The following is a 13,706-nucleotide window of genomic DNA, read 5'->3' as shown; positions in this document are numbered from 1 at the left end:
GGGAATATTATGAGTGATCGTAAACAAGCGTTAGACATGGCGCTTAAACAAATTGAGAAACAATTCGGAAAAGGCTCTGTTATGAAGTTAGGGGAACAAGCCGAACAAAAGGTAAATACGGTGCCTAGCGGATCGTTGGCACTTGATGTAGCACTAGGTGTTGGCGGATATCCACGTGGGCGTGTCGTTGAAATATATGGTCCGGAATCATCAGGTAAAACAACTGTTGCACTTCATGCGATTGCAGAAGCTCAACGGAATGGTGGACAAGCAGCATTTATTGACGCCGAGCATGCATTAGATCCTGTCTATGCACGGAATCTCGGTGTTAATGTAGATGAACTCCTGTTATCCCAGCCAGATACAGGGGAGCAGGCTTTAGAAATTGCAGAAGCACTTGTGCGTAGTGGTGCTGTCGATATGGTGGTTGTCGATTCTGTAGCAGCCTTGGTGCCTAAAGCGGAAATCGAAGGGGAAATGGGAGACTCACACGTCGGTCTGCAGGCACGACTGATGTCCCAGGCTTTGCGTAAGCTTTCTGGTGCAATCAACAAATCAAAGACTACAGCTATCTTCATCAACCAAATCCGTGAAAAAGTCGGAGTCATGTTCGGTAATCCTGAAACTACTCCAGGCGGCCGGGCATTGAAGTTCTATTCTTCTGTACGTCTGGAAGTACGTCGGGCTGAAACTTTGAAGCAGGGCAACGACATGGTCGGGAATAAAACCCGGATCAAAGTTGTCAAAAACAAGGTAGCTCCTCCGTTCAAGCAAGCGGAAGTTGATATCATGTACGGTCAAGGTATTTCAAGTGAAGGTGAATTGATTGATATCGGTTCCAGCCTTGATATCGTCCAGAAAAGCGGTTCCTGGTATTCCTATAACGATGAACGTTTAGGACAGGGTCGTGAAAATGCGAAGCAATTCCTGAAAGAAAACCCTGATGTCTATCAAGCTATCAACGATCAGATCCGTAAGCATTACGGTATGTATGAAGGTCAGGATGACGAAGAAACATCAACGGGAGCAAATCAGGAATCTTTAGACGTATAAATCGTTAGGAAAGCAGCGCATTTCATAAGCGCTGCTTTTTTAATGTATAGGAAATTATAAAATTTATTGATGTGGATAACATTTTTTACAGTGGTATGACTCCAGCTCCAGCTCCTGCTTACAGGATCTTCCGTTGGCCATGGACCCGGGAATTTTCTTCCAAGCAGCCTTGAAACATAGCGGTATCAGTATCTATCAAGAAGATATATTTGACGATTCCTTGACATTACCATTACACAAGCTTAAAATTAACGTGTATCATTTTCATTTTTTTATACACCTAACAAACAATTTTTGTCTGAAAATGAAACGTATGTACATGCCGACAAATTGTACAATTTCATAGCAAGAGGAGGTGAAATCATGGATAATTTGGTATCCCTGCTCATCTTCATTTTGCTTGCCCTGATCGTCGGTATTGTTGTTGGTTATCTCATTCGGAAATCCATTGCGGAAGCGAAGATTTCAAGTGCTGAAGAATTGGCAAAACAGATTGTTGATGAAGGTCGTCGTAATGCAGAAGCTGCTAAAAAAGAAGCACTTCTGGAAGCTAAAGACGAAAATCATAAGTTTCGCCAGGAAGCAGAAGACGAAATTCGCGAACGCCGTATGGAATTACAAAAGTCAGAAAATCGTTTAATGCAGAAAGAAGAAAACCTTGACCGTAAAAGCGAAACGCAAGATAAGCGTGAGCTTACGCTCGAGAAAAAAGAGGAAACTCTTGCCGAAAGACAACAACAAATTGAAGAAATGGAAAGCAAAGTGAAAGCTATGCTGCAAGAGCAACAAACTGAGCTTGAACGCATTTCCGGCTTAACTTCAGACCAGGCTAAACAGATTATTTTAGAACGTGTTGAACAAGAAGTTTCTCACGAATCTGCTCTCATGATCAAAGAAGCAGAGAACCGTGCCAAAGAGGAAGCGGATAAGAAGGCGAAAAGCATTCTTTCACTTGCCATGCAGCGTTGTGCCGCTGATCATGTAGCGGAAACGACGGTATCGGTTGTAAACCTTCCAAATGATGAAATGAAAGGACGGATCATTGGTCGTGAAGGTCGAAATATCCGAACCTTGGAGACATTGACCGGAATCGACTTGATTATAGATGATACGCCAGAAGCTGTCATTTTATCAGGTTTTGACCCGATTCGTAGAGAAACTGCCCGGATAGCATTAGAGAAATTAGTACAGGATGGAAGAATTCATCCAGCTCGTATCGAAGAGATGGTCGACAAATCTCGTCGCGAAGTAGATGAATATATTAGGGAAGTCGGTGAACAGACTACTTTTGAAGTAGGTGTCCACGGCTTACATCCTGACTTGGTAAAAATTCTTGGCCGTTTAAAATATCGTACAAGCTATGGTCAAAATGTTTTAAAACACTCCATGGAAGTAGCGTATCTCTCAGGGCTGCTTGCAGCAGAGCTGGGGGAAGACGAAACATTAGCCCGCCGTGCCGGCCTTCTGCATGATATCGGTAAAGCGATCGATCATGAAATTGAAGGAAGTCACGTAGAAATCGGTAAAGAGCTGGCAGTCAAGTATAAGGAAAATGAGGTTGTCATCAATGCTATTGCCTCCCACCATGGGGACGAAGAACCGACATCAATCATTTCCGTGCTTGTAGCTGCTGCTGACGCTTTATCCGCGGCACGCCCAGGTGCTCGAAGCGAAACTCTGGAAAACTACATTAAACGCCTGGAGAAACTGGAAGAGATTTGTGAAGCTCATGAAGGAGTGGAAAAATCCTTTGCCATTCAGGCAGGTCGTGAAGTCCGAATTATGGTGAGGCCAGACGAAATCGATGATGTTACTGCTACAAAAGTAGCACGCAGCATCCGTAAACAGATTGAGGATGAGCTTGACTATCCTGGTCATATCAAGGTGACCGTTATTCGTGAAACGCGATCAGTGGAATACGCTAAATAAAGTGGCCCTAACCGGCCACTTTATTTTTGTGTTTTGACATTAATGGCAGCCTATGTGAAACTGAATCTGAATATAGTGCAGAAAGGATATAATTATGAAAATACTTTTTATTGGTGATGTTGTTGGTTCACCTGGAAGAGACATGGTACAAGAATACCTGCCGAAATTAAAAGCGAAATACCAGCCTGCAGTAACCATTATTAATGGGGAAAATTCTGCTTCAGGCAAAGGGATCAATGAAAAAATATACCGCAGTTTCCTGGAATGGGGAGCGAATGCTGTCACACTAGGGAACCACGCCTGGGATAAGAAAGAAATCTTTGATTTTATTGAGGATGCTACTTATATGGTCCGTCCGGCTAACTATCCGGAAGGAACGCCGGGGAAAGGGATCACATTTGTGAAAACTAATCATGGAGAAGTAGCAGTACTTAATCTACAGGGACGAACGTTTTTGTCGCCTAACGATGACCCTTTTCGCAAGGTGGATGAATTGATAAAAGAAGCTAAGAAACGAACGAATATCATTTTCCTCGACTTCCATGCGGAGACCACGAGTGAGAAGCAAGCGATGGGATGGTATGTAGATGGAAGAGTCAGCATCAATGTCGGTACACACACCCATGTGCAAACAGCGGATGAACGAATACTTCCAGGGGGAACTGGCTATATCACAGATGTAGGTATGACCGGCCCGTATGATGGAATTCTCGGTATGGATCGGGAAGCCGTAATCAAACGTTTTCTTACAAATCTTCCGGTACGTTTTGAAGTCCCTAAACAGGGAAGAAAACAACTAAGCGCAGTCTTGGCGGATGTAGAGGAAAGCACCGGAAAGGCCAGGAAAATTCAACGGATCATGATTAACGACGACCACCCTTTCTTCGGCTGATTATTTGAACTTTTCAAAAAATTCCTTCATAATGGAAAGGAATAATCTTCATCTCCAAGAATATAGTAGTTATGGAACAACTATAGTTTATGAAGGAGGAGCTAGTAATGGAAATATTAAAAGTCTCAGCTAAATCCAGTCCGAATTCAGTAGCAGGAGCTCTAGCAAACGTCTTAAGGGAACGTGGCTCAGCGGAGATTCAGGCAATTGGCGCTGGTGCCTTGAACCAGGCCGTCAAAGCAGTGGCTATTGCCAGAGGTTTCGTCGCACCAAGTGGTGTGGATCTTATTTGTATTCCAGCATTCACAGATATCATGATTGATAATGAAGAGCGTACTGCAATAAAGTTGATTGTTGAACCTAGATAGGCGACAGGCTCTTCCTATGAAAATTTATGATGGACAAGATCAGCCGTGCTTGTAAAAAGCACGGCTTAAATTTTTTGGGTTGGAAAGGAAGAAAACCAGTGATCATAGATGCGCATTGCGATGTATTATGGAAGTTATGGGAAAATAAAGTGGATTTTTATAATAGTGAATCATTACGATTCAATTATTTGAAGTGGAAAAAAAGCGATGTAAAGGTTCAGTGTTTTGCAATTTTCGTGCCCGAAGAAGTAGCAGAAGAAGCACAATTCAGCGTAGCACTTGAAATGGCATCCATCTTTTTCGAACAAATTATTGAACCGTATGATGATATACGTTTCGTTTCAACCAGACAGGATTTAATGAATTTGCAGCCGCATGAAAAAGGAGCAATTTTGACATTGGAAGGATGTCATGCGATTGGTTCAGATATTAACAAATTGAAGACGCTTATACGTCTTGGTGTAAGGATTGTTGGCCTGACCTGGAATCAAGCCAACGCAGTTTGCGACGGAATTGAAGAAGTTCGAGGGGCGGGATTGTCCTCCTTTGGTCACAAGGTAGTTGAATATTTGAATAAGGAACAGATTTGGACCGACTTATCACATATTTCCTATCAAGGTTTTTGGGATGTACTTTCTATTAGTAATTATCCCATGGCCTCCCATTCGAATGTTTACCACCTGTCTCCCCATAAGCGAAACCTTGACGATACCCAGTTGCAAGCTTTGATCGATTGTAATAGCTGGGTCGGAATCACTTTTGTTCCGGAATTTATCAATGGAAATCATCATGCATTCATGCAGGAAATCGTGCCTCACGTGGAGTACATAGTAGCTATGGGTGGAGAAAATGTGATCGGTTTCGGCTCCGACTTTGAAGGTACAGATGACCTAGTAACCGGTTTGCAGGTGGTAACAGATTATAAATTTCTGATTAATGAACTTTGTCACAGTCAAACAAAGGAAACTATGCAAAAATTGATGTGTAAGAATTTTGTCGATAAATTCCCCCGGCAAACATGATGCAGGAGCTTGTTCAATTTAGCGGATTTGCTTGAAAATTACTACATGAAGGGATATGATTTATATACATATATCACTTGCATCGTAGCAGGCATTCTATTTGGTTTTTCTGCATATTGCCGGGCTGGTACCTATGCTTCACAAGATTTTTATTTGGTAAGGTATTCTATTATCCTATGTATCTATATGGGAGAAGATCCATGGACAAATTAAAAGGGGTGTAGTAGATGGTTGAACAACTTTCCTGGAAAGTTGGCGGGCAGCAAGGGGAAGGGATTGAAAGTACTGGAGAGATTTTCGCCATTACTTTGAATCGTCTTGGTTATTATCTCTATGGCTATCGTCATTTTTCCTCTCGTATCAAGGGTGGACATACGAATAATAAGATCCGGGTTTCAACTGAAAAAGTGAGATCAATTGCCGATGATTTGGATATACTAGTCGCATTTGATCAGGAAACGATCGATGTCAATGCGCACGAATTACATAGTAAAGGAATAGTACTGGCAGACGCTAAGTTCAATCCGACTCTGCCAGAAGGAGTAAACGTTACTCTTTATTCGGTTCCTTTTACAGAAATTGCAACCGATCTTGGCACGTCACTAATGAAGAATATGGTCGCAGTCGGAGCATCAAGCGCGATTATGAATCTTAAGTGTGAAGTTTTCCGCGATGTTGTGGAAGAGATTTTCTCCCGTAAAGGTGAACAAGTCGTTGCTAAGAATATGGAAGCCATTGTTAAGGGAGCCGAGTACGTCAGGGAACAAGATAAAGGTAACCTTCACCAGATGGAACTGGCAGAAGCGGATGGAAAAAAGCGGATGTTCATGATCGGAAACGACGCAATCGCTATGGGATTTTTAGCAGGCGGATGCCGTTTTATGGCCGCCTATCCGATTACCCCTGCTTCTGAAATCATGGAATATATGATTAAGAAGCTCCCGGAATTCGGTGGGACAGTGATCCAGACAGAGGACGAAATTGCTGCTGCTACAATGTCCATTGGAGCTAATTATGCCGGGGTACGTACCATAACAGCTTCTGCCGGGCCGGGTTTATCATTGATGATGGAGTCAATCGGCTTAGCCGGGATTACAGAAACTCCCCTCGTCATTGTGGATACTCAGCGTGGAGGACCAAGTACAGGGCTTCCTACTAAGCAAGAACAGTCGGATTTAATGGCTATGATTTATGGGACCCACGGGGAAATCCCGAAGGTCGTATTGGCACCAAGCACAGTACAGGAAGCTTTTAATGATGCTGTGGAAGCGTTGAATATAGCAGAAGAATATCAAGTACCAGTCATTTTATTATCAGACTTACAGCTGTCACTTGGCAAGCAGACCGTCGAGCCACTAGAATACGACAATATCGAAGTGCGCCGTGGTAAGCTGGAGGAACATCCAGACCTTCCTGAACTGGATAAAGGGGAATATTTCAAACGTTATCAAGTTACCGAAGATGGCGTGTCGCCTCGGATTCTGCCAGGAACTAAAAACGGTATTTTCCATGTTACCGGTGTAGAGCATGACGAAACAGGTAAACCTAGTGAACTTGCATCTAACCGAAAAGATCAGATGGATAAACGGCTGCGTAAGCTGAAGAAGTTACCAGAAGTTTTCCCTGTACCCGTCCATATAGATGCCAGGCATGAAGAAGCGGATGTTTTATTTGTAGGATTCAATTCAACACGTGGTGCCATCGAAGAGGCGAAAGGAAGGCTGGAAGAGGAAGGATATAAAGTGAACCACGCCCATATCCGTTTGATTCATCCATTCCCGTCCAAGGAAGTCAAAACTCTTGTTGATCAAGCTAAGAAGGTAATCGTTGTAGAGAATAATGCAACTGCCCAGTTGGCTAATATAATCAAGATGAATGTCGGCAGTCAGGAAAAGATGGAAAGTATCCTTCAATATGATGGTACTCCGTTCCTGCCAGGCCAAATTCATCACCGAAGCAAGGAGTTGTTATAAATGGCGACATTCAAAGAGTTCCGTAATAAGGTGAAACCAAACTGGTGTCCAGGGTGTGGCGATTTTTCTGTCCAGGCATCCATTCAACGAGCTGCGGCTAATGTAGGCCTGGAACCTGAAGATTTAGCGGTAATATCAGGAATAGGATGTTCCGGGCGTATTTCCGGCTATATCAATTCTTATGGCTTCCATGGAATCCACGGGCGAGTCCTGCCGATTGCCCAGGGTGTAAAGATGGCTAACAAAAACTTGAAAGTCATCGCTTCTGGAGGCGACGGCGACGGATTTGCGATTGGAATGGGCCACACTGTCCATGCGATTCGCAGAAACCTTGATATCACATACATCGTAATGGATAACCAGATTTATGGTTTGACTAAAGGACAGACGTCCCCGAGAAGTGAAAAAGGTTTTAAAACGAAAAGTACGCCGGAAGGTTCAATCGAATCTGCGGTCAACGTTATGGAAATGGCCTTATCCGCTGGTGCAACATTTGTAGCACAGAGCTTTTCCAGTGATTTGAAAGAATTGACTTCTTTGATTGAACAAGGCATCAACCATGAAGGTTTTTCTTTGATCAATGTATTCAGCCCTTGTGTTACTTATAATAAAGTCAATACTTATGACTGGTTTAAAGAAAATCTCGTCAGTTTAGATGATATTGAAGGGTATGACAGCTCTGATCGTAAAAAAGCGATGGCTACTTTGATGGAACATAACAGTCTGGTAAAAGGTCTGATCTATCAAAATACAGAGCAAAAATCCTATCAGGATTTAATTCATGGTTATGCGGATCATGCGTTGAAAGACAGTGAACTTAAAATTGATAAAGATAAATTCGATAACCTGGTTAATGAATTTATGTAAGGAGAAAAGCCCGATCAGCAACATCTGATCGGGCTTCTTTTATTGTTAGAAGAAGCTTAGGACTATATTTCATATGTTTTGCAGCTGCTGGATTCGTGCTTGAAAAAGTCGCCGTTGGTCAGACGCCTATCCACGGTGTTCAATTGTCCTCTCTGTGTGAACAATGACATTTGCGTAATTTTAAACTCATGATAAAATAGTGATATATCTAGTTTTATGAGATTGATAGAGAATGGGAGTGTTCGTAGTGGGTGGAACAATGAAAGCTATTGTGAAGCATCACCGTGGAGTAGGAGCGGAACTGCAGGAGGTAGAGATTCCTGCGATTAAAGAAAATGAAGTGCTGATAAAAGTGAAAGCGACATCGATTTGTGGAACAGATGTCCATATATACAACTGGGATGAATGGTCTGCCAGCAGGGTCAATCCGCCATATGTGTTTGGCCATGAGTTTGCTGGTGAAATAGTTGAGCTAGGAAGCAAGGTAACAACTTTTCAGGAAGGCGACTATGTAAGTGCAGAAACTCACTTAGTTTGTGGTCATTGTCCGCAATGTTTGACAGGAAAATACCATATTTGTGAAAATACAGAAATCATCGGGGTAGATACGCAAGGCTGTTTTGCGGAGTATGTCGCCCTTCCAGCTGATAATCTTTGGAAAAACCCGGCTGATATGCCTACAGATATCGCTTCTGTACAGGAGCCGATGGGAAATGCAGTCCATACTGTATTGAATGGTGATGTGGCTGGAAAATCAGTAGCAATCATCGGATGTGGACCGATCGGATTGATGGCTGTTGGGGTCGCTAAAGCAGCTGGTGCATCACAGGTGCTGGCTTTTGATTTGAATGAATATCGTCTTGGTTTAGCTGCTCAAATGGGGGCAACTACCTTAATTAATTCAGCTGAAGAAGATCCGGTTGAAAAAGCGAAGGCTCTGACAGACGGTCATGGTGTTGATGTTGTATGTGAGATGAGTGGACATCCCGTCGCCATGGATCAAGGCTTCAAGATGATTACTAATGGAGGTAGAATGTCAATTCTCAGCCTTCCGACCAAGCCCGTCACGATTGATGTGACGAATGACATCGTATTCAAAGGGATTGAAGTCCAGGGTATTACCGGACGTAAAATGTATGAAACCTGGCAGCAAGTGTCCCGTCTTTTACATTCGAAACAAGTGGATCTGACCCCAATGATTACGCATCATCTGCCACTGGAAGACTTTGAAGAAGGCTTCCGGCTTATGAACGAAGGAAAATGCGGGAAAGTAGTCTTACATCCCTGAAGGTTATGGCAGTTTGTTGAAAAATAACCGGTAAATAAGGGATACTATAAGTAGAGACTTGGTGGTATATGGGGGGATACCTTCCTCCTTAGTACATACTATACAAGATAACATTTATCCATTATTCAAGGAGGCGTGTTTATGAAAGGGTTTGAATACTTACAAAAAGAATTAGATGAAATGAAAGATCAGGGAACATTCCGGGAGTTGATCCCATTACAATCACCGCAAGGTTCACGGGTGAAAATCAAGGGCAAAGAAGTAATTCAACTTTCTTCTAATAACTACCTTGGATTGACTTCTCATCCAAAAATGAAGGAAGCGGCAGAAAAAGCGGTTCGTGAATACGGAGCAGGAACGGGTTCTGTAAGGACGATCGCCGGGACTCTTGAAATGCATGAAGCATATGAACGGAAACTGGCTAAATTCAAGCATACCGAAGCTGCCCTTGTATTCCAGTCAGGCTTCACTACGAACCAGGGGGTTCTCTCCTCTATTTTGACAGATGAGGATGTAGTTATTTCCGATGAACTCAATCATGCTTCTATCATTGATGGTATCCGCCTGACAAAGGCCGGCCGTAAAATCTATAAGCATGTCGACATGGATTCTTTAGAAGAAAAGTTAAAGGAATCAAGTGATTACCGGACACGTCTAGTCGTTACCGATGGTGTTTTCTCGATGGATGGTAACATTGCTCCGCTTCCGGAAATTGTAGAGCTGGCTGAAAAATATGATGCACTTGTGATGGTAGATGATGCCCATGCAAGTGGCGTGTTAGGGGAAAATGGCCGAGGCACAGTCAATCACTTCGGACTGGACGGACGAGTTCACATCCAGGTAGGTACGTTAAGTAAAGCGATCGGGGTACTAGGTGGTTATGTGGCAAGCAGTCAGACACTGAAAGAATACCTGATCCATAAAGGTCGTCCATTCCTGTTCAGCACCTCCCATCCGCCAGCAGTAACAGCCGCTTGTGACGCTGCAATTGATGTACTGTTAGAAGAACCGGAATTGATTCAAAAACTATGGGATAATACCAAGTTCTTCAAAGACGGTTTGAAGTCACTTGGCTTCGATATAGGTATCAGTGAAACGCCTGTTACACCAGTTATGGTTGGCGATGATTCTATGACCCATAAGTTTTCAGATGAATTGTTCCAGGAAGGAGTCTTTGCCCAGGGAATCGTATTCCCGACTGTACAGCGTGGTAAAGGCCGGGTACGTACCATCGTTACTGCTGAGCATTCCAAAGAGGAATTGCAGGAAGCGCTGGATGCTTTTGAACGAGCTGGCAAAAAACTGAATATTATCTCCTAAGTTTCAAGGAGGCTGGTCGCTCTCTATAGCAGCGATCAGCCTTTCTCTATGGTACAACGCTTATTTTGTTGGTTGCTGCTCTTAAAATTTACAGATAAAGTTGATATAATGAAAAAGTTAGATATGTTATGCGAAAGGAGCACTGTTGATGAATGAACAACAGCGTAAACAGATGAGTCAAATTCGTGAAGCTAATCCAGCGGACGTAAAATCCGACCAGGACAATCTGTCACGAATCAAAGAGAAGAAAAGTGAAGACTTCATCAAATATTTTGAGACAAGCTATCAGCCTCCTTCTTTGAAAGATGCGAAAAAGCGAGGCAAGGAAGACGTAGAAGTTCATTATGACTTTACTATACCTGAAGAAATGGTCGGTCTTGGAAGTGGCAAGAAATTCATGATCCGTACTTATGGATGCCAGATGAACGAACATGACACCGAGATCATGGCAGGCATATTAGAAGAGATGGGCTATGTTTCTACGAATGAAGCAAAAGAAGCCGATATCATATTATTGAATACTTGCGCGATCAGGGAGAATGCGGAAAACAAAGTGTTCGGTGAAATCGGTCACTTGAAACCCTTGAAAACCGAGAATCCTGACTTGATCATCGGGGTCTGTGGTTGTATGTCCCAGGAAGAATCGGTCGTCAATCGAATCTTGCAAAAACACCAGTTTGTCGACTTGATTTTCGGCACACATAATATCCACCGGTTGCCGCAGCTCGTCAAGGAAGCGATGTTTGGCAAGGAAATGGTGGTAGAAGTGTGGTCGAAGGAAGGGGATATCATTGAAAACCTTCCTCGTTCCCGTAAAGGGAAAATCAAAGCATGGGTAAATATCATGTACGGCTGTGACAAGTTCTGTACCTATTGTATTGTTCCGTATACCAGAGGGAAAGAGAGAAGTCGTCTACCGGAAGATATCATTCAGGAAGTAAGACACCTGGCCGCTCAAGGATACAAAGAAATTACCCTGCTTGGCCAAAACGTCAATGCCTATGGTAAAGATTTAGATATGGACTACGGTTTAGGAGATTTAATGAATGACATTCATAAAATCGATATTCCACGTGTCCGGTTCACAACTTCCCATCCGCGAGATTTTGATGATCGATTGATTGAAGTGTTGGCGCAAGGCGGCAACCTGCTTGATCATATCCATCTTCCTGTCCAGTCAGGAAGCTCCGATGTCCTGAAAATCATGGCACGTAAGTACACCAGGGAAAGCTATTTGGAGCTCGTTGATAAAATTCGTACTGCTATGCCGAATGCTACGCTGACCACTGATATCATCGTAGGTTTCCCGAATGAAACTGATGAACAATTTGAAGAAACATTGAGTTTAGTGGAAGAAGTCGGATTCGAAGCGGCTTATACATTCATTTATTCTGCGCGCGAAGGCACGCCAGCTGCACGTATGAAAGATAACGTACCGATGGAAGTGAAAAAAGAACGTCTCCAACGCTTGAACGAATTGGTGAACAAACAGTCAGCAGAAGCGATGAAGAAATACGAAGGGCAGACTGTCGACGTATTAGTGGAAGGAGAAAGTAAGAAAAACCCTGATGTACTGGCTGGATATACGGAAAGAAATAAACTGGTCAACTTTATCGGGCCAAAATCAGCTATTGGTGAAATCGTCAAAGTGAAAATAAATAATGCTAAGACATGGTCTCTAGATGGAGAAATGGTCGAAGAAGCAGCAGAGGTGAACTGAACATGGCCGAATATACACGTAAACAAGTAGTGGAAGAAGCACAGAAACTGGCTAAGATGATGGCTAATATTGAAGAAATCGATCGTTTTAAACAACTTGAAGAAAAAATCAATGAAAATAAAAAAATACAGGAAAACATTTCCCGCATTAAAGCATTACAAAAGCAAGCGGTCAATTTCCAGGCATATGGTAAAACAGAAGCCCAGCAAAAAGTGGAAAAGGAAATCGATCGCCTGCAGGCAGAATTGGATGCGATTCCGATTGTGGAAGAGTTCAAAAGCTCCCAAACGATTATCAATGACATTCTGCAAATGGTATCCAACACGATTGCCCGTGAAGTGACAAATGAAGTTATCCGCTCCACTGGAGGAGATGTTTTGAAAGGGGAAACAGGCTCTAAAGTCAGTAATTCCGCCTGTAACCACTAAGTTTTTGTCATACCATTGAACGAGATTTCTCGTTCAATGGTATTTTTTTCGTACAATTATCTGGGCTCTTGCATAGAATGAACTAAAACCTTATACAAATCCTTCTTGATGGGAAAGGCATGTGCACATTTCGCCCAATTCAAGCATAGGATGTTGTGTATGATAAAGGGAGGTTTTAGGTGAGATGTCATTCTTTGACCAAGAATACCGTGAGATCTTCACGAAGGCTGTTTGTGGTAAAGGGAAGAAATTCACCCAATCAACACACTTGATTTCGCCCCCCCACCGTCCATCGAGTATCTTGGGTTGCTGGGTGATCAACCATGTCTATCACGCCAAGAAAAAAGGAGATCATGTGGAAGTACATGGCCACTATGATGCGAACGTCTGGTTTTCGTACAATGATAATACGAAAACGGAGGTCGTAACAGAGAGAATCGACTATTGCGACCATGTGCCGCTGTACATCAAAGATGAAAATTGCATCGACGATGATTTAGAAGTCTTTGCAAAAGCGACACAACAACCGAACTGCCTGGAAGCCAACATCACTAGCAATGGGCAGAAAATTTCGGTTGAAGTAGAGCGTGAATTCTACGTGGATGTAATTGGGGAAACAAAGCTTTGTGTCCGTGTCAATCCGAAGGGCTGTAAGCATGATGATGATTTTGATTTTGGTGACTTATCTGATGATGATTTTTCAGAGATCGACCCGGATTTTCTCGGAAGAAAAGAAGAAGAATAAAGACTGTTTGATAATCCTTGCTAACCATAGCGGGGATTATTTTTTTTGTACGGGATTTGGATACAAGTGTTCTTTGCAATGAAAACACAACCGTTCAAGGA

12 protein-coding genes are annotated in these 13,706 nt (G+C 42.9%); all 12 read left to right on the top strand.

Annotated elements, in window-relative coordinates:
• The first annotated feature begins 9 nt into the window (after window positions 1–9).
• A complete protein-coding gene (recA, locus tag ACGTN9_RS07645; RefSeq protein ID WP_499591757.1) occupies window positions 10–1,053 on the top strand; it encodes a recombinase RecA in 1,044 nt (347 codons plus the stop codon).
• A gap of 363 nt (window positions 1,054–1,416) precedes the next feature.
• The gene (gene rny / locus ACGTN9_RS07640; protein ID WP_499591756.1) at window positions 1,417–2,982 is read left to right on the top strand and encodes a ribonuclease Y; all 1,566 of its coding nucleotides are present in this window, start codon (window positions 1,417–1,419) and stop codon (window positions 2,980–2,982) included.
• A gap of 94 nt (window positions 2,983–3,076) precedes the next feature.
• Entirely contained in the window at window positions 3,077–3,874 is a 798-nt protein-coding gene (gene ymdB / locus ACGTN9_RS07635; RefSeq protein ID WP_499591755.1) for a 2',3'-cyclic-nucleotide 2'-phosphodiesterase, read from the top strand.
• Between the two features lie 107 nt (window positions 3,875–3,981).
• Window positions 3,982–4,242, top strand: a complete 261-nt coding sequence (gene spoVS / locus ACGTN9_RS07630) for a stage V sporulation protein SpoVS (protein WP_028782854.1) — start codon at window positions 3,982–3,984, stop codon at window positions 4,240–4,242.
• A gap of 98 nt (window positions 4,243–4,340) precedes the next feature.
• Entirely contained in the window at window positions 4,341–5,264 is a 924-nt protein-coding gene (locus tag ACGTN9_RS07625) for a dipeptidase (RefSeq protein ID WP_499591754.1), read from the top strand.
• A 227-nt stretch (window positions 5,265–5,491) separates the two neighbouring features.
• Window positions 5,492–7,237: a 2-oxoacid:acceptor oxidoreductase subunit alpha gene (locus tag ACGTN9_RS07620; protein WP_499591753.1), complete on the top strand. Its 1,746-nt coding sequence runs from the start codon at window positions 5,492–5,494 to the stop codon at window positions 7,235–7,237.
• Window positions 7,238–8,104, top strand: a complete 867-nt coding sequence (locus ACGTN9_RS07615) for a 2-oxoacid:ferredoxin oxidoreductase subunit beta (protein WP_499591752.1) — start codon at window positions 7,238–7,240, stop codon at window positions 8,102–8,104.
• A gap of 247 nt (window positions 8,105–8,351) precedes the next feature.
• Complete coding sequence (gene tdh, locus ACGTN9_RS07610; protein WP_499591751.1) at window positions 8,352–9,392, top strand: L-threonine 3-dehydrogenase; 1,041 nt, start codon at window positions 8,352–8,354, stop codon at window positions 9,390–9,392.
• 141 nt (window positions 9,393–9,533) lie between these two features.
• Entirely contained in the window at window positions 9,534–10,712 is a 1,179-nt protein-coding gene (locus tag ACGTN9_RS07605; protein ID WP_499591750.1) for a glycine C-acetyltransferase, read from the top strand.
• A gap of 148 nt (window positions 10,713–10,860) precedes the next feature.
• A complete protein-coding gene (gene miaB, locus ACGTN9_RS07600) occupies window positions 10,861–12,432 on the top strand; it encodes a tRNA (N6-isopentenyl adenosine(37)-C2)-methylthiotransferase MiaB (protein ID WP_499591749.1) in 1,572 nt (523 codons plus the stop codon).
• Window positions 12,433–12,434: 2 nt separating this feature from the next.
• Window positions 12,435–12,860, top strand: a complete 426-nt coding sequence (locus ACGTN9_RS07595; protein ID WP_499591748.1) for a YlbF/YmcA family competence regulator — start codon at window positions 12,435–12,437, stop codon at window positions 12,858–12,860.
• 184 nt (window positions 12,861–13,044) lie between these two features.
• Window positions 13,045–13,605: an outer spore coat protein CotE gene (locus ACGTN9_RS07590; protein WP_093045732.1), complete on the top strand. Its 561-nt coding sequence runs from the start codon at window positions 13,045–13,047 to the stop codon at window positions 13,603–13,605.
• Window positions 13,606–13,706 lie beyond the last annotated feature (101 nt).

The organism is Halobacillus sp. B23F22_5, from assembly GCF_043497085.1.
Classification (GTDB): domain Bacteria; phylum Bacillota; class Bacilli; order Bacillales; family Halobacillaceae; genus Thalassobacillus.
Note: the sequence above shows the minus strand (reverse complement) of the source record. Positions and strands in the feature narration are given on the sequence as shown.

Coding starts and splice junctions, on each gene's coding strand:
- recA (WP_499591757.1), top strand. CDS start 10: ATGAGTGATCGTAAACAAGCGTTAGACATGGCGCTTAAACAAATTGAG.
- rny (WP_499591756.1), top strand. CDS start 1,417: ATGGATAATTTGGTATCCCTGCTCATCTTCATTTTGCTTGCCCTGATC.
- ymdB (WP_499591755.1), top strand. CDS start 3,077: ATGAAAATACTTTTTATTGGTGATGTTGTTGGTTCACCTGGAAGAGAC.
- spoVS (WP_028782854.1), top strand. CDS start 3,982: ATGGAAATATTAAAAGTCTCAGCTAAATCCAGTCCGAATTCAGTAGCA.
- ACGTN9_RS07620 (WP_499591753.1), top strand. CDS start 5,492: ATGGTTGAACAACTTTCCTGGAAAGTTGGCGGGCAGCAAGGGGAAGGG.
- ACGTN9_RS07615 (WP_499591752.1), top strand. CDS start 7,238: ATGGCGACATTCAAAGAGTTCCGTAATAAGGTGAAACCAAACTGGTGT.
- ACGTN9_RS07605 (WP_499591750.1), top strand. CDS start 9,534: ATGAAAGGGTTTGAATACTTACAAAAAGAATTAGATGAAATGAAAGAT.
- miaB (WP_499591749.1), top strand. CDS start 10,861: ATGAATGAACAACAGCGTAAACAGATGAGTCAAATTCGTGAAGCTAAT.
- ACGTN9_RS07595 (WP_499591748.1), top strand. CDS start 12,435: ATGGCCGAATATACACGTAAACAAGTAGTGGAAGAAGCACAGAAACTG.
- ACGTN9_RS07590 (WP_093045732.1), top strand. CDS start 13,045: ATGTCATTCTTTGACCAAGAATACCGTGAGATCTTCACGAAGGCTGTT.